Consider the following 22,564-nt stretch of genomic DNA (forward strand, 5'->3'; position numbering starts at 1 on the left):
CGCCGTTGCCGGCGCGGGGGTCTCTGTCGGCCTGTGCGCAGCTTAGCGCATGATCATGCGCTGTTTCTCGCGATTTTGCGCATAGCTGGCCTTGTCATAGGGGGCCTGCGCCTCAAGCTGCTCCTTGGTGAAGTTCGTGTAGAGATAGCGCTTGCCGTTCTTGTCGGTCATGAATTTCAGGTTGTCCATGCCGACCGCCACCTCCTTCTCGCCGATGCCAAGGAAGCCGCCGACGTCGATGATGACTGCGTCGACCTTCTTGTCGCCGCCCAGCACGATATCGCCGATCTCGCCGACGTTGACATCGTTGGCGCCGTAAACGGTTGTTCCAACCAGATCCTCGGCCCGGATTTCGCCCATCGGCATTTCGGTTAGCGTCGACTTGTCGATCGACCCGGTCTTGGTCTGGTCGGCCGTGGAATTAGCCGGAGGCGCCGCTGCCGGAGCATTTTGAGCCGTCTTACTGGCCTGGTCAGTGTTGTTGGTCGTCGCAGTGTTATCGGTCGTGGCAGTGTTGCTGGCCGTCACGGTAGGCGTGACGACGGCTGGCGCATTAGCCGCGGCATCGTTCGACGCTGTGGTCGCCGGGGCCGGATCATAGGGCTTGCGGTCGAAATCCGGCTGCGCCGTCAGCTCTTCCCTGGTGGTTTGGGCAACCAGCCAGCGATCGCCGTTCCTCTCGGCCCACTGCGCCTTGTCGAAGTCATAGGCGACGTTCTTTTCACCTATGCCGAGGAAGCCGCCGACACCGATGACCAGCGATTGCGCCTTGGCTTCCTTGTTGATGACGATGTCGTTTACGTCGCCGATGTTCTGGGCGTCGTCGCCGGTACCGTTGTAGACGGTCTCGCCGATGATATTGGTGGCAAGATTGCCTTCCGCGCGCTTCACGACCGGAGCGGGGTTGTTACCGGCCGGCGCCGCCGGGGCGTTCTGCGCCGTATCGGTGGAGGTCGACGGAGCGGCAGGAGCCGTAGCCGTGGTGTCTGTCGCTGCAGGCGCCGGATCATAGGGCTTGCGGTCGAAATCCGGATGACCCGTCAGCTCATCCTTCGTCGTTTGCGCTATCAGCCAGCGATCGCCATTTCTTTCGGCCCATTGCATCTTGCTGTAGTCGAAGGCGACGTTCTTGGTCCCAATGCCGAGGAACCCGCCGACGCCGATGACGATGGATTTTACCTGGCCGCGTTCGTCGAAGACGACATCGGTGACCTTGCCGATATTCTCTGCATTGTCGCCGGTGCCGTTATAAACCGACTCGCCGATGATATTGGTGACAAGGCTGCCCTCGGCGCGTTGCACCGGAGCGGCTGGAGCGGAATTCTCTACGGCGGGTGCTTGCGCCGGCGCCGGGGTCGTCGCCGATTGCGCAAATGCACCCGTCGCAATCAATGTTGCGACTGCTGTCGTGGTTAAAAGGGTGCGGATCATCTTAGTGTCTCCTCGTCGGTGATTTCGTGCACGCCGTGCCCGCATAGCGTCGCTGCGGGCGCAGCGTCTTCTGCATGTTCACAACGTTGTGACCACACTGTTGTTCCGAAAAAAGCCGTGGCGCACCCGGTGCCATGTCGAAGGTTCTCGGATTCGTCACGCTGGTCGAAAGGAACATTTTCTCGGCCGCCCCGTTCCACTCCCGGCTGGGACCCCGTCCCGGCCGGATAGGTGCTGGAAAAATGGAGCGGCCATGCGGTTTGCAGCGGTGCTGAACAAGGACGGCGGCACCCTGCGCACCATCGATCTTGAGGCCTTCGCCGGCCGGATCCGCGGTACGCTTGAGGCTGCTGGTCACTCGATCGATATCGACATCGCCGCCGGCAAGGATATCGTCGCCACGCTGGACGACATAGCTTCCAGGCGCGGCATCGACGTCGTGCTGGCGGGCGGCGGCGACGGCACCATCTCGGCCGCGGCAGCCCGTTTGATGAATGGGGAGAAGGCGCTTGCAATTCTGCCGGCTGGCACAATGAATCTTTTTGCGCGCGGCCTCGGCATTCCGCAGACCCTTGATGCGGCACTGAAATCGTTTGCCGACGGCGAGGTGATGGCGATTGACATTGCAACAGCCAACGGCCGGCCTTTCGTGCATCAATTCTCGATCGGCATGCACGCCAGGATGGTGCAACTGCGCCAGAAGATGGAATTCGGCTCGCGGTTGGGGAAGATGCGCGCCTCGGTGCGAGCCGCTTGGGCAACGATCAACAACCCGCCGGCCATGAACGTAACGCTGACGGTCGGTGAGGCCGAGATCAGAACGCGGATCACCGGCATCGGCATCACCAACAATCTGTTCGGCGAGGGCCACCTGCCCTATGCCGATAATCCGGCAGGCGGCGTGCTGGGCATCTATGTCACCGTGGCAAGGCGGCGCGGCGAGTTGATCAGGTTCCTCTTTGACGTCGCCCGTGGCAAATGGCGCGGTAACGAGCATGTCGAAATCCATCAGGCAAACCGCGCCGTTTTGACAATCCATTCGACGAACAGGAAAGTTCAGGCCGTCATGGACGGCGAACTGGTAAAGCTCGATCGCGAGACGACCGTCGAAATCCATCCGCGCGCGTTGAATGTTCTCGTCCCGGCGCGCGCCGCCGAGGCAAAGGTTGCCTGACGTGGGATGCGTGATGTGGGGTTGTGTGATGCAAACTGGCGCGAGCGATGGAGAGAACCTAGCCGCTGGGCGTGTTGCCCTGTTCGGTCTTCGGCGTCTCGATCATCCAGCCGTAGATTTCGGCGACGCCCCAGGCGATAAAAGCCAGCAACAGCGCGGCGATCAGGATACGAAGGACATGCCGACCCCGCCGCCCTTGACGGGCTTTGTTTTCAGGAATGGTTTTTGGCATTGTCTGGCTCCATATTTGGCGCCGGCAGGCGTAACTGGCGGGGCGTTGGCTGGTAACGGTCCCCCGCCGCGAAAGTTCCGGCTCTGCAAGGCGGCAGACGGGCCGGTTGGCCTGACCAATCAGCGGAGCCGGCCACCGGGGGCATAGTGGACGACAATAGCCAGAACACGCCGGGCCTGCCGGCCGATATTCGCCGTGTGGTGGGCGCCGCGGACCGTCTTGCCGTGCTGCACGGCCTCGACACGCTGGACGGGGCTGCCGACCCTGATTTCGATCGTATCGGCGGTCTTGCCGCTTCGGCGATGCAAACGTCTGTCGCACTGATCACGCTGGTCGATGCCGAGCGGCAGTGGTTCAAGTCCTGTATCGGCCTCGACGAGACCGAAACCGCAACCGAGACATCGTTCTGCGCCTATACCATCGCAGCCGGCAACGTGCCGATGGTGGTGGCCGACGCGGCGGCGGATCCGCGGTTCAAAGCCAATCCGCTGGTCACCGGCGAGCATCATATCCGCTTTTACGCAGGCGTGCCTATCGTAATCGACGGCGCGCTGATCGGCACGCTGTGCGTGCTCGACCGGAAGCCGCACGCACGTCCCTCCTCTGTCCAGCTCGACCAGCTGTCGGCGCTGGCCGGCCTTGCCGCCAGCCTGTTCACGCTGAAGGATGCAACCCGCAGTGCGGCGATTGCCAAGGCAGCACTGGTTCGAGAGGAAAAGCGGCGCGCCATCGCGCTCGACGCGGCTTCGCTTGCCAGCTGGGCATGGGATATCCGCAGCGATATGATCGACTGCGATGTCCTGCTGTCCGAATTGTTCAACCTGCCGAAGTCGAACAGGCTGAGGGCGCGCGACATCCTGACCGCCATCGACCCGCGCGACGTTCACCAGACCGAAACACGCTTTCGCGACGCGTTGACCGGCAGCGACGATTATTTTGGCGAATACCGTGTCAAAGGCCTCGATCCGCCGCGATGGATCGCAACGCGCGGCCGCGTCATAGAGCGCGACGGCGAGGGCAAGCCAACGCTGATCTTCGGCGTCAACTACGATATTACCGAACGCAAGCTTGGCGACGAACGTCAACGGCTGTTGCTGCGCGAGCTCAATCACCGCGTCAAGAACACTTTGGCAACCGTACAGGCGCTGGCGACGCAGACCGTTCGCCATGCCCGCCAGCCAAGCGAATTCCTCGAAGCCTTCAGCGCCAGGCTGCAGGCACTGGGCGTTGCGCACAGCCTGCTGTCGGACCGCGAGTGGCGCGGCATCGGCATCCGCGAGCTGGTGGAGATCGAGCTAAAGCCGTTCCAAGCCGCCGGACAATCGCGCATGGCGATCTCCGGCGCCGATGTCCTGCTGTCACCCGACCAGGCAGTCGGGCTCGGGCTGATCCTGCATGAACTGGCAAGCAACGCACTGCAATACGGGTCGCTCTCGGTTTCCTCCGGAAAGGTCGATCTCGATTGGAGGGTACAAGGCAGGAAGGGCGCACGGCGTCTGTTGCTGGCCTGGCGTGAAAGCGGCGGCCCGCGGGTTGCGCCGCCCAAACGCCATGGCTTCGGCTCGATCCTGATCCGCCGCAGCCTGGCCAAGGTCATTTCCAGCGAGGTGACCCATGAATTCCGGCCGGAAGGCGTGGTCGCCGAAATATCGATTCCGCTCGAAGATTTGTGACGCCAGCATTTTGCGACCGGCGCCAGAATCGTTTGCCCCGAACTATCCCTCCGAACTATTCCCGTTTGCCGATATCCGGATCATCGGAGCCGCGCTTCACGTTCTCGCGGTAGATAGCGTAGGCAGCGAGTGCTATCGCCGGGCCGAGAATCGCGCCCAGTCCGGCCTTCCCCGGGCCACCTTTGCCCTTGAGCAGCGCCGGCAGCACGGCGAGTACCGCAGTGATGCCGATAGCCTTCATGTCGGCGTTGCGTCGCTTCGCCCGGCGCCTGGCGCGCGAGCCGGCCGACATCCGGTAGACGAGCAGGATGAGACCGGCGATTGCCAGAAAGCCGATCCCGAAGCTCAGGGAAGCTGCCATCGGCCCATAGCGGGCCGCCGTCCAGATATAGGCCGCCCCGACGAGGAAGCCGAGGCCGCACAGCGCCGCGAGCGCTGCGATCGAATAGACAATCGCAGCGACGCGTGCGCGTTGCACCGCCGCAATGGTTTCGCCCGAGGCGAGGCCCGAGATCAGCGATGCAAGCATTCCCATGCGTGCAGAACTAACGGCGCGCGAGAAGAGCGAAGAGGAATCCGACGCCTGCGGCGATCGCCAGCGAAGTCACCGGTTTTTCGCGCATATGCGCTATCATCTGCGCCTCGATGTCCCTGGCGTTGCTGCGCAGGCTGTCGAAGGCTGCCTCGCCCTGGGTTCGCAACTGCTCGACGCTTTCGGCGGCGGCTCGCCGTGCTGCCCCGTAGCCATGTTCGCCAGTTTTGGCCAACAGCTTGGTAAGTTGGTCGATGTCGGCCTTCAATTGTGCGATGTCGGCCTCAATATCGGAATTCGTGCGGGCTTCGTTCGCGGCCTTTCCTGCGGCAGTCGCCATTGCTTCACTCTCCATGCTTTTGCTCGGTCGAAACGCCCGACAGACCCCAAGGTTCCGGCACGAACCTCTTCTGACCCTATCTCCGGCAGCGCGCGTTGCAAATGCCTTGCACGGGCCGAGGCCGACGCATCCGCGCCGGCACATCTTTTTTAAATGACAGCATGCCAAATACCGATCATGACTTCCCCCGTTTCACGTTAGAGACGCATTTAAGGAGATATTGCTGCGTGCGCGCATCACTTGACGGTTTGCGGATTCTTATCCTGGAAGATGAGTTCCTGATTGCCATGGATATCGAGCAGCTTTGCCGCGACTACGGCGCGCTCAATGTGGTCATCGCCCGTGAGCTGACTGAGATCGAACAGCAAGACGTTGCGGCGCAGTTCGATGTGGCCATCGTCGACCTCATGCTGAGCGGCGTTTCGACGCTCCAATTTGCTTCGCGGCTGCGTGAAGCGGGCATCCCGTTCGTCTTCGCCTCGGGCTATTCGGATACGGACGAGATCAAGGAATCCTTTCCCGGCGTCAGACTGGTCACCAAGCCCTATTCGGGAGACGATCTCGTCGAGGCAGTGGCGGCGGCCTGCAGGCGAACGCCTCTCCGCTGAGGCGCGGAGCGGTTCGAAGACGCCGCGCTTCACGCAGCCGTCGACCCGGTTACCTGAGCCGAAATTGCGTCCGGGCCATACTCGTCTTCACCGGAGATCTTCAGAATTTCCTGCAGCCGTGTGCGGGCGCGGCTGACGCGGCTCTTGATCGTTCCGACGGCGCAGCCGCAGATCTCGGCCGCTTCCTCGTAGGAGAAGCCCGACGCGCCGATGAGGATAATGGCTTCGCGCTGGTCTTCTGGCAGCAACTCGAGCGCGCCGCGAAAGTCTTCGAGGTCAAGCTGGCCGTGCTGGGCCGGGTGAACGGCAAGCCTGGCCGTCATGACGCCATCGCTGTCCTGCACCTCGCGGCCGCGCTTGCGCATCTGCGAATAGAATTCGTTGCGCAAGATCGTGAACAGCCATGCCTTCAGGTTGGTGCCGGGCTGGAAGCTTTCATGCTTGTCCCAGGCCTTGACCAATGTTTCCTGCACCAGGTCGTCGGCCTTGTCGGCGTTTTGCGTCAGCGACACGGCAAAAGCCCGCAGGCTCGGGATCGAGCCGAGCAAGTCGGTCTTGAAGCCCTGGGAGACGGCCGCCATGCCTCAGTCCTTCTTTTGTACAGGTTCGGCCTTTTCCAACTGGCTGAGCAGTTGGGCGAAGCGATCCGGCACATTGTCGGAGACCAGCTCGTCATAGTATTGTTTGAGTTTGCGGCCGATTTCCGAGTTCGGCCCAAGCGGGTCGCGGGAAGCAGCCCGGCGCCCGTTGCCAACGCCACCCATGGTAGCTTTCGTCATGTTCTTCATTTCGCCCTTTTGTCCCAGCCTTAAGCCGCCCTTCAACACATAACGCAATGCAAGCGGCAGCCTCGTCTGGTTGCCCAACCCGCCCCTAAACGCCAGCCCATATATTTAGTTCCGCATGATCGGAACTTTTTCGCAGAACCCGCGTTTTCAACTTTGGGCTTGCGAACCGTTTTTAGCTGTAACATGCAATCACGTCATATGAGGGAGACGTCCAATATGAGCCTATCAGCAACCATCGCTCCGCACCTGCCGTTCCTGCGCCGCTTCTCGCGCGCAGTATCCGGATCGCAGGAGAGCGGCGACGCGCTGGTCGCCGCAATGCTCGAAGCCATCATTGCCGATGTCGACATCTTTCCGAACGCATCGGACGACCGCATCGCGCTCTACAAGGTCTTTGCCAAGCTCTTCACCTCAGTGGCCATTCGCGTTCCGCAGGAGCATGCCCAGTCGGCATGGGAACAGCGTGCCGCGGCCAATCTGAATGCAATTGCGCCTCGCCCCCGCCAAGCCTTTCTGCTGGTGGCGGTCGAAGGCTTCAGCGAAGACGAGGCGGCGGAGATTCTCGACGTCGACGAACAGGAATTCTCCGAACTCCTCGCGCAGGCGAGCAACGAGATCTCCCGTCAGGTGGCAACCGACGTGCTGATCATCGAGGATGAGCCGCTGATCGCCATGGATATCGAGGAAATGGTCGAAAGCCTCGGCCACCGCGTCGTCGGAACGGCGCGCACCCACGCCGAGGCGGTGGCGATGTTCGGCAAGGCGCGGCCAAAGATGGTGCTTGCCGATATCCAGCTTGCCGACGGAAGTTCGGGCATAGCGGCCGTCAATGAGATCCTGTCGTCGACCTCGGTACCGGTGATCTTCATCACCGCCTTTCCCGAGCGCCTGCTCACCGGCGAGCGGCCGGAACCGGCTTTCCTGGTTACCAAGCCGTTCAATCCGGACATGGTCAAGGCTCTTATCAGCCAGGCCCTGTTCTTTGACCGGCACGCGAAAGCCGCGGCATGAAACAGCGGACGGCCGAACTGCGGCCGCCGAGACAGCCGCTCTCTCGGATCAGATGGGCGTGACGCCGGCTCAATTCACTGGCAACCAACTGGGGCAACCAACTGGACCTTTCCATACACCGCGGCAATTCGGGCCCTGAAGATTTTCAGCATCGTCTTTTTCGGAAAATGGTGGAACAAACGGAGGCGAATCACGTTTTCACCGCAGCATTGGAAGGAGATCGATCATGCTTTACTGGGCGCTCGTATTTCTCGTCGTGGCGATTATCGCCGGTGCGCTTGGTTTCGGCGGCATCGCTGGCACCTCGGCCGGCATAGCGCAGATATTGTTCTTCATCTTTCTCGCCTTCCTGATCATATCGCTTATTGCCGGCCTGATCAGACGAGCGTGAATGCCAAGCGGCCATTCAAGCGAACACTGGAAGCCGCACCCCTCAAACGGTTTCCAGCCACCGCCGGGCAGTGTCCTCCAACGGGATGCCGCTCGGCGGACCGCTTTTTAAGGCTTGATACGAACCTCCTCCTTTTGGAACCCATTTTTCCGCGAACCGTTCAGCCCGACATGGGTTGAGCAAATTGACCGATGCGTTCCAGAGTCGGAAAAATGAAAGACCGCGGCCAGAGTGATGAGATCATCGCTTTGCATCCCGCCGAAAGCGGGATGCAGCTTGGCCGGGCCCTTCTCCATGCACTGCACAATGCCGGGATTTCCGTCCTGTACCAGGATCGCGAGATGAAGACGGTGTGGGCGCGCAACATGCGCGCGCCCTGGACTTCCGATGCCTCCGACAACACCGGCATCTTGCCGCCGGCGCAGGCAGAGCGTATCGGCGCCGCCAAGCACGACGTCATCGTCTCCGGCAATCCTCAACATCTTGAACTCAGCGTGCCGGCCGATGACGGCGCCCGCTGGTTTCAGGTGTGGATAGACGCCGACCGCAGCGAGACCGGCGCGGTGCAGGGCGTCGTGACCACCATGGTCGAAACAACCGAGCAGAAACGCCGGGAGCAGACGTTGAAGGCGCTGCTGCGCGAAGTCAGTCATCGCTCCAAGAACCTTTTGGCCATCATCCAGAGTATCGCCACCCAGACGGGCCGTTATTCCGGCAGCATTGACGATTTCCTGACGCGCTTCCGCGGCCGATTGCAGTCGCTGGCCTCCTCGCAGGATTTGGTTACGTCATCCAACTGGCGGGGAGCGGCGCTGCGCGAGCTGGTTTCCGGTCAGGTCGGCAGGTACGGCGCGGATCCCTTGCACAGCCTACGCTTCCGCGGCGCAAATCCATATCTCAACCCCAATGCCGCCTTGCACATCGGCTTGGCCATGCATGAGCTCGCCGTCAATTCGGTCAGCTATGGCGCACTGTCGCGCAGCGACGGTTTCGTCGAGGTGACGGCCGATCTGACGGCAGCTTCCGCTGGCGAGCCTGCGCTGTCGCTGACATGGGCCGAAGTGATCGGAGCCAACGACAATCAGCGCAGTGAGAAGCGTTTTGGCAGCGTCGCGCTCGAACGCGTCGTGCCCACTTCATTGAATGGAACGGCGACACTTGAGATCACCGGGAACCGCCTCGAATACCGCCTTGTCGTTCCTCACGGCAATTTCGAGACGGATTAACGAGCGGCGGTCGCCGCGCGAAGGCTTGCTGCGCATCGCCATCTTTAACCGACTGTTCACCATAAAGTCCGATCCTGTGCGAACGTGCCGATCCACCGGATTGAGTTTGGCACAAAATGAAGGGAATGGGCCTTGACGGCTGCCGACTTGAACAGACTGGAACAGGCCGCTCGCGTCTCGATGGGCGGTTTTCAGGATCCCGACGCGTCCGCAGCGCCCGCGCCTCGTGCTTCGCCCCTCCGCTTCGCCGCTATCGCGCTTATGGCCGCGATCGTCCTGACCGCCGCGTCCCAACTGATCTGAATCGAACTCGCCTCTGCTTGATCGCTTTGAAACCACTGCCCGAGTGCTCGGCCGTGCCCGTTCGCGGTCACCGACCTGCCGGGCCAGGCCCAACATGTCGTCGCCAGATGCCTTGCCGTCGATCCGGTGCTCGAGGACGACTATGACAGGATCGTCTGGAACGTGCGTCCCAGCGGCACGCTCGATGCGTCCTTGGAGATTTCCGGGTTCGTGGTAGCATCGAACGGCGCACGCCCCGAAAAAGACTATCTTAATCAACAATGAAATCGTGCGGGCAAAGGCCGTACTTTCATGCTAAATGGCGGCTGGAGCTTATTAAAGTGAGGACAAAAGTGAGGATGACTCCATGCGGAAGATGATTATTGCCATGGTTGCCGTGGTTGCGGTCAGCGGCTGCACCACCACGGAAGAGAACGTGGGTATCGGCACTGTGGGCGGCGCGCTCATTGGTGGCGCTGTCGGCGGCGGCAAGGGCGCTTTGATCGGCGCCGGCGCTGGTGCGATTGGCGGTCTGCTCGTTCGCCGTCTGCAAAATGGCTACTGCCAATACAGAGATCGTCACGGCCGGATTTACACAGCTCGCTGCAACTAGTTTCGAGCTCCAGGCGAACAGCAAACGCGGAGGCAGGCCACCTGTCTCCGCGTTTGCCCTTTTAGAGCGCTGTTGCGACGCGGCCCACGAGACGGCGTTTCAGGCCGGCAGCGGAACCTTGATTTCCACGTTCAAGCCATCTTCGCGAAAATCGCGCCTGATTGTGCCACGCAATTCGCGCGTGACGTTGAGATCGATCAGTCTGGTGCCAAAACCGCTCTTTGCCGGTGTCTCGAGCTTCTTCTGACCGGCCTCGCGCCAGTTGAGAGCCAATGTCCGGGTGCCGCTACGGGCGTCGAGCGACCAGTCGACCTTCAGCGCACCGACTGAATTGCCGGCTTCGCCATGCTTCAGCGCATTCGTCGCCAGTTCGTGAAAGACGAGGCCGAGTGCCTGCGTCGTCTTTTCATCGAGAAGAACCTGCGGTCCCGACAGCAGCCCTTCAGGAAGCTCGCTGCCGAACACCTGGCCTAGCTCGATGCGCAGCAGGTCGCCGAGATCGGCTTTCTGCCAGCGTGAGCGCGTCAGCATGTCCTGGGAAGCCGCCATCGCCTGCAGCCGGGCCGAGAAAGAAGCCGAGAATTCCTGGACGTCGGTGGTGTGCGATGCTGTCTGGCGCGCGATTGCCAGCACCCGCGTGATCGAGTTCTTGATGCGATGCTTCATCTCCTGCAGCATCAGGTCTTTTTCCAGCAGGCTCTTTTCGGTCGTTTCGTGAAGCAGCGAGACCGCCTCATAGGCCCGCTCCTGATAGCGGGCCACCAGCGCGATGGCGCCCGCAAGCAGCAGTCCGAACAATCCGAGCATCACCGGGATGGCGCGCGAGGAAGGTTGCGAGAAAGCACTTGTCGGCCTGAACAGGACGACCCACGGCCGGCCGGCGACGGTGATCTTGCGGGTGACCAGCAGCCTGTCGCCGAGGCTCGAAACAGGCGGCGTTTCCGATTGGAACAGCAGGTTGTCGCTGTCCACCGTGCCGTCATAGATCTCGGTGTTGACCGGCAGCAATGGTGCCCGGCTGAGCGCAGCCTGGAACAGATCACGGGCGCGGAAGGCCGCATAAAGGAAGCCGGCAGTCGAGGATCTCGTCGCGTTCACGGCGTCCGGCGCGGTTTCGACATTGAGCCGGACGAAGACGAGGAACCCGGTAAAGGTCTGCGCGGCACCCGTATCCTTGCCGAACTGCACGAGCCCGCTGGCGTGCTGCTGGTCGTCGGTCATCGCCTTTTCGATCGCCTCGCGCCGCGCCGGCCCGGTGAACATGTCGTAGCCGATGCTGGATTTGTTGGACGGATCCAGCGGTTCGAACAGCACGATGGGCGTACGCCACGGTAAGTTCGTGTCGGGATAGATCGGATGGCTTGCGCCGTGATCGTGCAGGATGTCGCGCTCGACCGCCGCCTCGTTGCCAGTTTTCGCCAGGCGAAGGAAACCGATGCCGCGCAGGCCGGCGAAATTATTCTCGATGTCGAGCGCGTTGAAGAAGGCCTTGAACTCGCCCTGCGAGATACCGCCATTGCGTGCGTCGAACAGCGCCCGGGTCGAACGCAGCAGCGACAGGTCCAGGTCGATGCGGCTTTCGATCCGGTTAAGCGCGTCGTCTGCCGTCGCCTCGAATTTAATGCGGGCCGCCTCCTGGGTGGCAAAATAGGCAAAACCCGCCATCGTCAGGCTGATCAGCGCGACGGCGATAAAAGCGACGGTCGGAAAAAGCTTCTTCAATTGCTGATACGTCCCGTGGACGGTTCGGCATCTTTATGGGCAAGTCCTGACGCCAACACAATGGCGAGGCCAATGCATGGTGACGGCTGGCACATTTTGGCGGCTTGTGATTAGCCGGCTAATTCTCGTTCATGCGGCGATCTTCAGCGCGCCCGGCCCCGGAATGGCGCCGGGTGGGCACTTGCCGAGGATGATCATGCCGAGCACCTCGTCCTGGGTGACGTCGGTTGTGCGCGTCGTTCCGACAACCCGACCGTTCTTCATGACGCAGACACGGTCGGCAAGCTCGAACACGTCGTGAATATCATGGCTGATCAGGAAGATGCCGATGCCGTCGGACTTGAGCTGCCTGACCAGTTCGCCGACCTGCGCCGTCTCTTGCGGCCCGAGTGCCGCCGTCGGCTCGTCCATGATCAGGATGCGAGCATTGAACAGGATGGCGCGGGCGATCGCCACCGACTGCCGCTGGCCGCCCGAAAGCTTTACCACCGGCTCCTTGAAGCGTTGGAAACGCGGATTGAGCCTGCCCATCACCTTGCGCGCCTCGGCCTCCATGGCGACGTCGTCGAGCGTACCCCAGCCGGTCATCAGCTCGCGGCCGAGAAACAGGTTGGCGGCCGCATCGACATTGTCGGCCAGCGCCAGCGTCTGGTAGATCGTCTCGATGCCGTACTTCTTGGCGTCGCGGGGATTGGAGATCGAAGCTTCCTCGCCGTTGACGAAAATCTGGCCCGCATCGCGCTTGTAGGCGCCGGACAGGATTTTTATCAACGTCGATTTGCCGGCACCGTTGTGACCGAGCAAAGCCATCACCTCGCCCGGGAAAAGGTCGACAGAGGCATCGTCGACGGCGCGAATGCCGCCGAAAGCGATGGAGATGTTGCGCATGTCGATCAGCGGCGTGGGAGCGGTTTTGTCTGCCATGCTCGTCCTTCCTCCCTATAGATCCTGCTTGAGCATCAAGTTGTACGAAAACCGGTTTCCACCTTGCGGGATCATGCTCAGACCCGTTTGCGATAGACGGTATCGAGCCACACCGCGACCACCAGCACGGCTCCGACAACGATGCTCTGCAGCGGCGAATCGATGCCGAGCAGCACCATACCGGACTGCAGCGACTGCATCAAAAGCGCGCCGAGCATGGCGCCGAGCACTGTGCCGGAGCCGCCGGCGAGCGACGTGCCGCCGATCACCGCCGCCGCGATGACCAGGAGCTCGTCCAGCGTGCCCAGCGCATTGGTCGACGAGTTCTGCCTGGCTGACGAGATCGCTGCGGCGATCGTCGCCAGCACGCCCATGATCATGAACACCTTCATGGTCACCCAGCGCGTGTTGATACCGGCAAGGTTGGCTGCTTCCGGATTGCCGCCGATGGCGAAGACATAGCGGCCGAAACGGGTACGCTTGGCGATGAAGGTCATGATCAGCCCTACGGCTACAGCCATCAGCACGGGTATGGCGATGCCATGGGCGATGAACAGCCCGCCTTCGGGAACGGTTATATTGTTGGCCGCCGCATATCTGTTCACGATGCCGACCGGCCAAGGATAGGAATTGGCAAGCCATATGGCGCCCATGATGACAAGGCAAGTGACGGCCCCGAGGAACGTCTCGGCCCAGATCGGGCGTAACGGGAAGCGGAACCGCTTGCGCTGCACCCGCCCGTTGAGCAGCATGAACACAACCGCCAGGCACGCGACAATTCCGACGATCCAGCTCCATCGCGCACCGATCGAACCCGTCGGTCCGCCGCCCATCAGCTGGAAAGTGGCATCCAGCGGCGCAATCGTCTGCCCACTGGCGACCCACCATGCGGCACCCCGCCAGACCAGAAGGCCGCCCAGCGTCACGATGAAGGCCGGCACCTCGAGATAAGCGATGATGTATCCCTGGAACGCTCCGATCAGAAGGCCAAGCGCGAGGCCGATGGCCAGCGCCAGGATCCAGATCCAGGGGTTGCCTAATTGCAGACCGACCATTCGCACCAGGAAATGCACCTGCGCAAAACCCATGACCACGCCGATCAGGCCTTCGGCGGAGCCGACCGACAGGTCGATATTGCGCATGACGATAACCAGCACCATTCCGGCGGCCATTATGGCCACGGCCGAAGTCTGCACCGACAGGTTCCAGAGATTGCGTGGCGTCAGGAAGGTCCGGCTGTCGAAGTCGAACGGATTGACGCCGAGCCGTACGCTAGAAATGACATGCAGGCCGACCCAGATGACCAGCAGCGCGCCGACCATGCCGAGCATGCGCGTGTCGAGTTCGGTTGCCTTGAGAAATCGGGCAACAATGCCGAGTTCGGATTCCCGTGCCCGGTCTGTCGTGCTGTCGACCGGCGTGTTGGACGTCGTGTCGGTCATGATGTTTCTCCCGCCGGGTTGCCGTCTGCCGCGGATGCCGGAAGCAGCCTAGAAGTTATCCGCCGGAAGCGGAAAAACAACTCTTGTTGGAAAAACGCCGCGGCGAGCGGCCGCGGCGTTCGGACTTTTCGGAAACGTCGGCTCAGTTGCAGACTGCAACAGTGCCAGCCGTCACCCCGGCGCAGACCTCTTCTTTCTTGATCCAGCCGGCGTCGATGACGACGTTGAGGTTGTCCTTGGTGATGGCGACCGGGGTCAGGAACAACGACTTGACGGTATTGCCGCCGGGCGTGGTGAAATCCTTCACGCCGGCAATGTCGGTCATCTGCTTGCCGTCGGCCAGTTGCGAGGCGATCTCGGCGGCATTCTTGCCGAGCTCGCGCGCATCCTTCCACACCGACACGGTCTGTGTGCCGAGCGCGATGCGGTTCAGCGCGGCGTGGTCGCCGTCCTGGCCCGAAACCGGAACCGATCCGGCCAGCCCTTGCGCCGTCAGCGCGGCGACGACGCCGCCGGCAGTGCCGTCATTAGCGGCGACCACGGCATCGACCTTGTTGTCGTTGGCGGTCAGGAACTGTTCCATGTTCTTCTGAGCGTTGGCCGGCAGCCAGCCGTCCGTATAGGCCTCGCCGACATTCTTGATCTTGCCGCCGTCAATGGCCTCCTTCAGCACCTCCATCGAACCGGCAAACAGGAAATCGGCATTCGGATCGGAACCCGAACCCTTGATGAAGACGTAGTTGCCTTCCGGCTTCACCTTGAAGACTTCGCGGGCCTGCATGCGGCCGACTTCCTTGTTGTCGAAGGTCAGATAGAACACGTCCTTGTTCTCGATCAGCCGGTCATAGCCGACGACCGGGATGCCTTCGTCCAGTGCCTTCTGCACGGCCGGCCCGATGGCCGAGGCGTCCTGCGCCAGGATGATCAGTGCGCTGGCGCCCTGCGAGATCAGGCTCTCGACGTCGGTGAGCTGCTTGCCGGGGTTGGACTGTGCGTCGGCGGAAATATACTTGTCGCCTGCGGCCTCAATGGCCGCCTTCATTGCGGCCTCGTCGGTCTTCCAGCGCTCTTCCTGGAAGTTCGACCAGGAAACGCCGATGACCTTGTCTTTAGCCTGCGCCACCGACGCCAGCGCCAGCGTCATGGCGACACCCGCCAGAATGGCGGTCGTGAATTTCTTCATCATATCCTCCCTGCGCCGCGTACGGCGTGACCAATTGGCTCAAAGACCAGCTTAGAAGCTCTAATTTTTTCGAGCCTCGAAAAAATACTGGCCCGATCTCCGGCTGCTGTCAACATCGATTCTGATGGATTTTGATGACTCTGCGAGTTTTTTCGAGCGTCGGAATAAACGATGACAGCGCCACCTGCATCTGACACTATTTGCCTGCGTCCGACACTATTTGTCGGACATTACCGACGGCTTCCGGTTCATGAGCGGCCGCGGCAACCGGGAGGAAAGCAAAACAATGTCGGTCGGAATCCGCCATGACGATTTGCGCCGGCGCAACCGGGCGATGGTGATCTCGGCGGTGCGCCGGGCCGGCCAGCCATCGCGTACTGAGATCGCAGCTACTACCGGCCTCAGTCATTCGACCATATCGGCGATCTCTTCCGACCTGATACGGGAAGGCATCCTCGCCGAGAGCAAGGCAAGTGAGCCCGTTTCGTTGAAACGCGGTCGTCCGCAGGTCGGCCTCGCCCTCAACCCGGAAGCGGCGGCGGTGCTGACCGTGGTGTTGTCGCTGAATTTCCTGTCGGCCGCCATTATCGACTATACGGGACAGGTGGTCGCCGAGGAACAGCGCCGGCTGGACACGCTGACCATGCCGCGCGACGAGCTGATCCGTGAATGCATGGCCATCGTCCGGCGCCGGCTGCAGGATCCAGACCTTGACGTCCGCAGTGTCGCCCGCATCGCCCTGGCGATTCAGGGCATTACCGACTCCCCTGCACGCGCCATGCTGTGGTCGCCGATCACGCCGCAGACCGACATCGCCTTTGCCGACATGCTGGAGGACGAATTCGGCATCCCGGCAACGGTGGAGAACGACTGCAACATGATGGCGGTGGCTTTGCGCTGGCGCAATCCGGATCGCTATCGCGACGACTTCATCGCCATCCTGCTTTCGCATGGCATCGGCATGGGGCTGGTGCTGAAGGGCGAACTGTTCACCGGGACGCATTCCTCGGGTGGCGAATTTGGCCACATGATCCATCGTCCGGGCGGCGCGCTCTGCCGTTGCGGGCGGCGCGGCTGCATCGAGGCCTATGCCGGCAACTACGCCATCTGGCGCAACGCCAGGCAGATGAGCGAAGAAAGCGAACCGATCGCCGACGTCAGCGACGCCGACATGCGAGCACTGGCGGCCCGGGCGCGCGAGAAAGATGGGCCGGAACGCGAGGCCTACCGCAAGGCCGGCGAAGCGCTGGGTTTCGGTCTCGGCTCGCTGTTCGCGCTGATCGATCCGGCACCGGTCGCGATGGTCGGCGCCAGTGCCGCCGCCTTCGATCTGATCGAGCCGGCCATGCGGAAGGCAATCGCCCAGACCGCCGGCGGCCAGCATTCAGGCTCGATCTCCTTCGATACAGAGCCGAACGAATTGCCGCTGATCCGCGAAGGCTGCGCGATGCGGGCGTTAAGCTTCGTCGACCAGGAGATTTTCGCGCCGGGCGCGCAAATGAGGCCCAGCGTCAGAAAGAACGTAGCCTGACCAGGCGGGTCAATCTTCCCTGATCGCATAGCCGGCACCGCGGATGGTGCGGATGACATCCGGCATCCGGCCGTTGTTGACGGCTTTGCGCAGCCGCCCGACATGCACGTCGACGGTGCGTTCGTCGATGTAGATTGTCTCGCCCCAGACATTATCGAGTAACTGGCTGCGCGAGAAGACACGGCCCGGATGCCGCATCATGAACTCGAGCAGCCGGAATTCGGTCGGCCCGAGCCTGATTTCGCTCTTCTTGCGATAGACCCTGTGCGATTCGCGATCGAGCACGATGTCGCCTACCTTCAGCACGCTGGACAGCACTTCCGGCTTGGCGCGCCGCAGCAGCGCCTTGACCCTGGCCATGAATTCCGGTGTCGAAAACGGTTTGACCAGATAGTCGTCGGCGCCGGTCGAAAGACCGCGCACCCGGTCGCTCTCCTCGCCGCGCGCGGTCAGCATGATGATCGGCAGCCGCTCGGTTTCGGGGCGCACCCGCAACCGACGACAGAGCTCGATGCCGGAAACCGCTGGTATCATCCAGTCGAGCACCAAAAGGTCGGGCACATTCTCCTGCAAACGGATCTCGGCTTCGTCGCCGCGTGTCACCACCTCGACCTGGTAGCCTTCGGATTCGAGATTGTAGCGGAGCAGCACACCCAACGGCTCCTCGTCCTCCACCACCATTATGCGTGGTGCGATCATCGGCTGGGCACCCCCATCATGTCACCGGTGCGGACATTGTCGTTTCGTCCTGCTTCGGACGATTGACCGGCAATTGCTCGCCGGTCAGCACATAATACGCATTTTCGGCGATGTTGGTGACATGGTCGCCGATCCGCTCCAGATTCTTGGCGCAGAACAGCAGGTGCGTGCAAGCGGTGATGTTGCGCGGATCTTCCATCATGTAGGTCAAGAGCTCGCGGAACACGGACGTGTATTTGACGTCGATGCGCTCGTCGGCGGCACGCAGCTTGGCCAACGCGGCCGCATCGCCTGCAGCATATTCCTCGATGACACCCTGCACCTGGATGAGAACCAGCTGCGCCATCGCGTCGATGGAATGCGACAGGTCCCGCGGCGTGGCGCTGAGGCCGACCGCACTCACGCGCTTGGCGATATTCTTGGCAAGATCGCCGATGCGTTCGAGGTCGCCCGCCATGCGGATCGCTCCGACCACATGGCGAAGATCGTGGGCCATCGGCTGGCGTTTGGCGATCAGGGTTATGGCGCGGTCGTCCAGTTCGCGTTGACGCGCATCCATGATGGCGTCGTCGGAAACGACGCGTTGCGCCAGCACGTTGTCGGAATTCAACAGGGCCTTGGTCGCCCCGCCGACCATCGAACCGGCGAGGTCGGCCATGTCGCGGATCAGCTTGCTGATCTGCTCGAGATCCTCGTCGAAAGAAGCGACTGTGTGTTCGCCCATGGTCCTGTCCTCATATGCATGATCGGAACGGCTCAGCCGAAGCGGCCAGTGATGTAGTCCTGCGTGCGCTTCTCGCGGGGCGACGTGAAGATCTTCTCGGTCCGGTCGAACTCGACCAGTTCACCCAGATACATGAAGGCGGTCTGGCGCGACACGCGCGCCGCCTGCTGCATGTTGTGGGTGACGATGACGATCGTGTAGTCGGCTTGCAATTCGTCGATCAGTTCCTCGATCTTGGCAGTCGACAGCGGGTCGAGGGCCGAAGCCGGTTCGTCGAGCAGAATGACTTCCGGCTTCACGGCCACGGTGCGGGCGATACAGAGCCGCTGCTGCTGGCCGCCAGATAGGCTCAAGCCGCTGGCGTTGAGCTTGTCCTTGACCTCGCTCCACAGCGCGGCGCGCTTCAACGCCTGTTCGACGCGGCCGTCCATCTCGGACTTGCCGAGGTTCTCGTAGAGCCTGACGCCGAAGGCGATGTTCTCGTAGATCGACATCGGGAACGGCGTCGGCTTCTGGAACACCATGCCGATCTTGGTCCTGAGGAGGTTGAGATCCTGCGACCGGTCGAGAATGTTCTTGCCGTCGAGCAGCACCTGGCCCTCGGCCGTCTGTTTTGGGTAGAGCTCATAGATGCGGTTGAACACACGCAGCAGCGTCGATTTCCCGCAGCCCGAAGGGCCGATGAAGGCCGTGACACTGCGCTCAGGCAGCGACAGGCTGATGTCCTTCAGCGCCTTGCTCTGGCCGTAGTAGAAGTTGAGATTCTTGACCTCGATCTTCGTCTTCTCGGCGACCGTTTCGGCCATCGTCATGTCTGGGGACAACATCTGTGTCATCTGTCCTCTCTGCGTCCGGTAAGGCTGCGGGCGAGGATGCTCAAGCCCAGAACCGTCAGGGTGATTATGAGTGCGCCGGTCCACGCCAGTTGCTGCCATTCCTCGTAAGGGCTGAGAGCGAACTGGAAGATGGTCACCGGCAGGCTGGCCATCGGCGCGTTGATATTGCTGCTCCAGAACTGGTTGTTGAGCGCGGTGAAGAGCAGCGGCGCCGTCTCGCCGGAAATGCGTGCTATCGCCAGCAATATGCCGGTGACGATGCCGGACAATGCGGCGCGGTAGGCGACCGAACGGATCACCACCCAGCGTGGCGCGCCGATCGCGGCACCGGCTTCACGCAACGCGTTCGGCACCAGGTTGAGCATGTCTTCAGTGGTGCGCACGACCACCGGAATGACCAGGATGGCAAGCGCAACGGCGCCGGCAATGGCCGAGAAATGTCCCATTGGCCGCACCATCAGCTCATAGACAAACAAGCCGATGATGATCGACGGCGCCGACAACAGGATGTCGTTGATGAAGCGGACGACGGTGGTGATGCGCGAAAAGCGTCCATACTCGGCCATGTAGGTTCCCGCCAGCACGCCGATCGGCGTGCCGACGACAACGGCGATGATCGTCATCAGCAGGCTGCCCGCGATGGCATTGAGCAGGCCGCCGGCCTCGCCCGGTGGTGGCGTCATCTCGGTGAAGACCGCGAGCGAAAGCCCGGCTGTGCCCTTATAGACCAGTGCGCCGAGAATGAGCGCCAGCCAGGCAAGCCCGATGCCGGCGGCGACGACGCAAAGCGCCATCATCACCGAATTCCTGGCTTTGCGGCGGCTGTGGAGCGATGAGGATGTCGACATCGGTCAGGCTCCCGTACGGGCGTCGATCCGCATCAGCATATAGCGGGCGGCGGCAAGGATCAGGAAGGTGATGGCGAAGAGGATCAGGCCGAGCGCCACCAGCGAGGAGGTGTAGAGGTCGCCGTCGGCCTCGGTGAATTCATTGGCGATGGTCGCCGAGATCGTGGTGCCCGGTGCGAACAGGGAGGCACTGATGCGATGCGCGTTGCCGATGACGAAGGTCACTGCCATGGTTTCGCCGAGTGCCCGGCCGAGGCCAAGCATGACGCCGCCCATGATGCCGATGCGGGTATAGGGAATGACCACGCGCCGGGTCACTTCCCAGGTCGTGCAACCGATGCCGTAGGCCGATTCCTTCAGCACCGCCGGCACCGTATCGAAGACGTCTTTGGTGATCGAGGTGATGAAGGGCAGCACCATGATGGCAAGGATCAGCGCCGAGGTCAGAAGGCCGATGCCGTAAGGAGGGCCAGCGAAAAGGCTGGATAGTCCCGGCACGCCGTGGAAGACGTTGATGATGAAGGGCTGTATCGCCGTCTGCAGGAACGGCGCGAACACGAACAGGCCCCAGATGCCGTAGATGATCGAAGGAATGCCGGCCAACAGCTCGACCGCTATGCCGATCGGGCGCCTGAGCGGGCGCGGGCAGAGCTCGGTGAGAAAGACTGCAATGCCGATGCCGATCGGAACCGCGATCAGTATGGCGATGGCCGCCGTGACCAGGGTGCCGTAGATCGGCGCCAGTGCGCCAAATTTTTCAGTGACCGGATTCCAGCTTTCAGTCGTCAGGAAGGAGAAACCGAAGGACGACAGCGCCTGCCACGAGCCGGCAAACAGCGAGATCGCGACACCGCCGAGGATGACCAGCACAAGAATTGCGGAAGCGCGGGTGAGTCCGCGGAATATGGCATCTGTGAGCGCGAAGCGCCGCACCGTAGCTTCCCTGGCCCGGGCTGCTGCAGATGATGGCATGGCATCGGAAGCGATGGTCATTGGGTCCTCGCGATTAAAGGCAACAGGGAGGGCGCCATCGACGCCCTCCCTGGAGGAGATTACATAGCCGAGTAGAGCGGCTTGCCGTCGTCGCCGACGACTTCCTTGGCCCACATGGCCTTGACGCTCTCAACCACCTTGTCGGGCATCGGAACGTAGTCTAGCTCGCCGGCCATCTCGTCGCCCTTGTCGTATGCCCAGGCGAAGAATTTGAGCGCTTCGCCGGTGGTCGCGGCATCATCCGGCTTCTTGTAGAGCAGGATCCACGTTGCCGCCGTCATTGGCCAGGACTCGGCGCCCGGCTCGTTGGCGAGGATGACGCCATAGCCCGGCTGCGAGCTCCAGTCGGCATTGGCCGCTGCCGCCGAGAACGCCGCCGCGGCGGGCTCGACCTTCTTGCCGTCCTTGTTGATCATATCGGTGTGGGTGAGCTTGTTCTGCTTGGCGTAGGCATATTCGACATAACCGATCGCGCCGCCGGTCTGGGAGACGTTGTTGGCAACGCCCTCATTGCCCTTGGCGCCGATGCCGACCGGCCATTCCACGGCCTTGTCGACGCCGACCTTTTCTTTCCAGTCCGCGCTGACGTCGCCGAGGTAATAGGTGAAGTTGAACGTCGTGCCCGAACCATCGGAACGGTGAACGACCGCGATCGCCTGCGAAGGCAGCTTGACGTCGGGATTAAGCTTCTTGATCGCTTCGTCATCCCAGCTCGTGATCTTGCCGAGGAAGATGTCGGCCAGCGTCGGGCCGTCGAGAACCAACTCGCCCGGCTTGATGCCTTCGAGATTGACGACGGGAACGATGCCGCCCATCACCATCGGGAACTGAGCCAGTCCGGTCGCTTCAAGCTCGTCGCCCTTGAGCGGCGCATCCGAAGCGCCGAAGGTAACGGTCTTGGCTTTGATCTGCTTGATGCCGCCGCCGGAACCGATCGACTGGTAGTTAAGGCCAACGCCGGTGTCTTTCTTGTAGGTGTCGGCCCACTTCGCATAGATCGGGTAGGGGAAGGTGGCGCCGGCGCCGGAGATGTCCGCGGCGAGCGCGGCGGACAGGGTGAGGGTGGTCGTCGCCGCAGCCATTGCAATCGCAACGGCCGCCGAGCGGATGAAATGTCTCATGTGGCCTGCTCCTGTTCGGAATATGGTCTCTCGGCGCCATTCCTCCGGCGCCCGCTGAGGCCAATAGTCCCCGATTATTACAGTCGCATGACAGTTTCATGTCGCTCCGGTAACGTCGCCCAGCCGGAGTAAGAAGGAGCGGCCGCGGGCTTTGTCGGAATGGCCGCGGTTTGCCGCTGGAATCAGCAGCTTGCGTGAATTCCGGCCGGCATCGTCTGCTCGGCGATCGTAGCCACCGGC

25 protein-coding genes are annotated in these 22,564 nt (G+C 62.0%); 9 read left to right on the forward strand and 16 right to left on the reverse strand.

Going from position 1 to position 22,564, the window contains the following annotated elements:
* Positions 1-42 precede the first annotated feature (42 nt).
* Positions 43-1,431: a PRC-barrel domain-containing protein gene (locus NKI70_RS04340; RefSeq protein ID WP_352574842.1), complete on the reverse strand. Its 1,389-nt coding sequence runs from the start codon at positions 1,429-1,431 to the stop codon at positions 43-45.
* Between the two features lie 253 nt (positions 1,432-1,684).
* On the opposite strand from NKI70_RS04340, the gene NKI70_RS04345 reads away from it, so the two are divergent.
* Entirely contained in the window at positions 1,685-2,605 is a 921-nt protein-coding gene (locus tag NKI70_RS04345) for a diacylglycerol/lipid kinase family protein (RefSeq protein ID WP_352574840.1), read from the forward strand.
* 58 nt (positions 2,606-2,663) lie between these two features.
* Here the strand turns inward: NKI70_RS04345 and NKI70_RS04350 are convergent, their stop codons facing one another.
* The gene (locus tag NKI70_RS04350; protein WP_292659198.1) at positions 2,664-2,837 is read right to left on the reverse strand and encodes a hypothetical protein; all 174 of its coding nucleotides are present in this window, start codon (positions 2,835-2,837) and stop codon (positions 2,664-2,666) included.
* Between the two features lie 146 nt (positions 2,838-2,983).
* On the opposite strand from NKI70_RS04350, the gene NKI70_RS04355 reads away from it, so the two are divergent.
* Positions 2,984-4,510 carry a sensor histidine kinase gene (locus tag NKI70_RS04355; RefSeq protein WP_352571968.1) on the forward strand — a complete coding sequence of 509 codons (1,527 nt, stop codon included), beginning with the start codon at positions 2,984-2,986 and terminating at the stop codon, positions 4,508-4,510.
* Positions 4,511-4,565: 55 nt separating this feature from the next.
* On the opposite strand, the gene NKI70_RS04360 is transcribed toward NKI70_RS04355, so the two are convergent.
* Together NKI70_RS04360 and NKI70_RS04365 are read right to left on the reverse strand one after the other, a co-directional pair.
* Positions 4,566-5,045, reverse strand: a complete 480-nt coding sequence (locus NKI70_RS04360; RefSeq protein WP_352457967.1) for a hypothetical protein — start codon at positions 5,043-5,045, stop codon at positions 4,566-4,568.
* 10 nt (positions 5,046-5,055) lie between these two features.
* The gene (locus NKI70_RS04365; RefSeq protein WP_023678546.1) at positions 5,056-5,382 is read right to left on the reverse strand and encodes an ElaB/YgaM/YqjD family protein; all 327 of its coding nucleotides are present in this window, start codon (positions 5,380-5,382) and stop codon (positions 5,056-5,058) included.
* Between the two features lie 161 nt (positions 5,383-5,543).
* Here NKI70_RS04365 and NKI70_RS04370 point away from each other — a divergent pair, with 161 nt between their 5' ends.
* Positions 5,544-5,990 carry a response regulator gene (locus tag NKI70_RS04370; RefSeq protein WP_352574839.1) on the forward strand — a complete coding sequence of 149 codons (447 nt, stop codon included), beginning with the start codon at positions 5,544-5,546 and terminating at the stop codon, positions 5,988-5,990.
* Positions 5,991-6,019: 29 nt separating this feature from the next.
* Here the strand turns inward: NKI70_RS04370 and NKI70_RS04375 are convergent, their stop codons facing one another.
* Positions 6,020-6,571, reverse strand: a complete 552-nt coding sequence (locus NKI70_RS04375) for a sigma-70 family RNA polymerase sigma factor (protein WP_023678544.1) — start codon at positions 6,569-6,571, stop codon at positions 6,020-6,022.
* Between the two features lie 3 nt (positions 6,572-6,574).
* The gene (locus NKI70_RS04380) at positions 6,575-6,778 is read right to left on the reverse strand and encodes a NepR family anti-sigma factor (RefSeq protein ID WP_023678543.1); all 204 of its coding nucleotides are present in this window, start codon (positions 6,776-6,778) and stop codon (positions 6,575-6,577) included.
* Positions 6,779-6,994: 216 nt separating this feature from the next.
* Between NKI70_RS04380 and NKI70_RS04385 the strand changes: the two genes are divergently transcribed.
* The 5 genes from NKI70_RS04385 to NKI70_RS04405 all read left to right on the forward strand — a co-directional run bounded on the left by NKI70_RS04385 (position 6,995) and on the right by NKI70_RS04405 (position 10,301).
* Entirely contained in the window at positions 6,995-7,789 is a 795-nt protein-coding gene (locus NKI70_RS04385; protein WP_352574837.1) for a response regulator, read from the forward strand.
* A 226-nt stretch (positions 7,790-8,015) separates the two neighbouring features.
* Positions 8,016-8,180 (forward strand): DUF1328 domain-containing protein, encoded by a 165-nt coding sequence (locus tag NKI70_RS04390; protein ID WP_023678541.1) that lies wholly within the window; start codon positions 8,016-8,018, stop codon positions 8,178-8,180.
* A 191-nt stretch (positions 8,181-8,371) separates the two neighbouring features.
* The gene (locus tag NKI70_RS04395; protein WP_352574835.1) at positions 8,372-9,406 is read left to right on the forward strand and encodes a sensor histidine kinase; all 1,035 of its coding nucleotides are present in this window, start codon (positions 8,372-8,374) and stop codon (positions 9,404-9,406) included.
* Positions 9,407-9,538: 132 nt separating this feature from the next.
* Positions 9,539-9,709 carry a hypothetical protein gene (locus NKI70_RS04400; RefSeq protein ID WP_352480855.1) on the forward strand — a complete coding sequence of 57 codons (171 nt, stop codon included), beginning with the start codon at positions 9,539-9,541 and terminating at the stop codon, positions 9,707-9,709.
* 346 nt (positions 9,710-10,055) lie between these two features.
* Positions 10,056-10,301 (forward strand): YMGG-like glycine zipper-containing protein, encoded by a 246-nt coding sequence (locus tag NKI70_RS04405; protein WP_006328050.1) that lies wholly within the window; start codon positions 10,056-10,058, stop codon positions 10,299-10,301.
* A gap of 99 nt (positions 10,302-10,400) precedes the next feature.
* Here the strand turns inward: NKI70_RS04405 and NKI70_RS04410 are convergent, their stop codons facing one another.
* From NKI70_RS04410 to xylF, 4 genes are all read right to left on the reverse strand, one after another.
* Entirely contained in the window at positions 10,401-12,023 is a 1,623-nt protein-coding gene (locus NKI70_RS04410) for a CHASE domain-containing protein (RefSeq protein ID WP_352480856.1), read from the reverse strand.
* Between the two features lie 129 nt (positions 12,024-12,152).
* Positions 12,153-12,947: an ATP-binding cassette domain-containing protein gene (locus NKI70_RS04415; protein WP_352480857.1), complete on the reverse strand. Its 795-nt coding sequence runs from the start codon at positions 12,945-12,947 to the stop codon at positions 12,153-12,155.
* A 77-nt stretch (positions 12,948-13,024) separates the two neighbouring features.
* Positions 13,025-14,389: a sugar ABC transporter permease gene (locus NKI70_RS04420; protein ID WP_352574833.1), complete on the reverse strand. Its 1,365-nt coding sequence runs from the start codon at positions 14,387-14,389 to the stop codon at positions 13,025-13,027.
* Positions 14,390-14,531: 142 nt separating this feature from the next.
* Entirely contained in the window at positions 14,532-15,572 is a 1,041-nt protein-coding gene (gene xylF, locus NKI70_RS04425; RefSeq protein ID WP_352480859.1) for a D-xylose ABC transporter substrate-binding protein, read from the reverse strand.
* A 286-nt stretch (positions 15,573-15,858) separates the two neighbouring features.
* On the opposite strand from xylF, the gene NKI70_RS04430 reads away from it, so the two are divergent.
* The gene (locus tag NKI70_RS04430) at positions 15,859-17,103 is read left to right on the forward strand and encodes an ROK family protein (RefSeq protein WP_352696820.1); all 1,245 of its coding nucleotides are present in this window, start codon (positions 15,859-15,861) and stop codon (positions 17,101-17,103) included.
* A 9-nt stretch (positions 17,104-17,112) separates the two neighbouring features.
* Here the strand turns inward: NKI70_RS04430 and phoB are convergent, their stop codons facing one another.
* Genes phoB through pstS form a run of 6 tightly spaced genes read right to left on the reverse strand, consistent with a single transcriptional unit; the run spans position 17,113 to position 22,324 of the window.
* Positions 17,113-17,802 (reverse strand): phosphate regulon transcriptional regulator PhoB, encoded by a 690-nt coding sequence (gene phoB / locus NKI70_RS04435; protein WP_031212149.1) that lies wholly within the window; start codon positions 17,800-17,802, stop codon positions 17,113-17,115.
* A gap of 16 nt (positions 17,803-17,818) precedes the next feature.
* The gene (phoU, locus tag NKI70_RS04440; RefSeq protein ID WP_023678534.1) at positions 17,819-18,526 is read right to left on the reverse strand and encodes a phosphate signaling complex protein PhoU; all 708 of its coding nucleotides are present in this window, start codon (positions 18,524-18,526) and stop codon (positions 17,819-17,821) included.
* Positions 18,527-18,558: 32 nt separating this feature from the next.
* Complete coding sequence (gene pstB, locus NKI70_RS04445; RefSeq protein ID WP_352451144.1) at positions 18,559-19,362, reverse strand: phosphate ABC transporter ATP-binding protein PstB; 804 nt, start codon at positions 19,360-19,362, stop codon at positions 18,559-18,561.
* Complete coding sequence (gene pstA / locus NKI70_RS04450) at positions 19,359-20,210, reverse strand: phosphate ABC transporter permease PstA (protein WP_023678532.1); 852 nt, start codon at positions 20,208-20,210, stop codon at positions 19,359-19,361. Before pstA ends, pstB begins: the two co-directional genes overlap by 4 nt.
* Before the next feature lie 3 nt (positions 20,211-20,213).
* The gene (pstC, locus tag NKI70_RS04455; RefSeq protein ID WP_352691628.1) at positions 20,214-21,203 is read right to left on the reverse strand and encodes a phosphate ABC transporter permease subunit PstC; all 990 of its coding nucleotides are present in this window, start codon (positions 21,201-21,203) and stop codon (positions 20,214-20,216) included.
* 59 nt (positions 21,204-21,262) lie between these two features.
* Positions 21,263-22,324 carry a phosphate ABC transporter substrate-binding protein PstS gene (gene pstS / locus NKI70_RS04460; protein WP_352451140.1) on the reverse strand — a complete coding sequence of 354 codons (1,062 nt, stop codon included), beginning with the start codon at positions 22,322-22,324 and terminating at the stop codon, positions 21,263-21,265.
* Positions 22,325-22,564: the final 240 nt, after the last annotated feature.

The organism is Mesorhizobium sp. M0500, from assembly GCF_040321165.1.
Classification (GTDB): domain Bacteria; phylum Pseudomonadota; class Alphaproteobacteria; order Rhizobiales; family Rhizobiaceae; genus Mesorhizobium.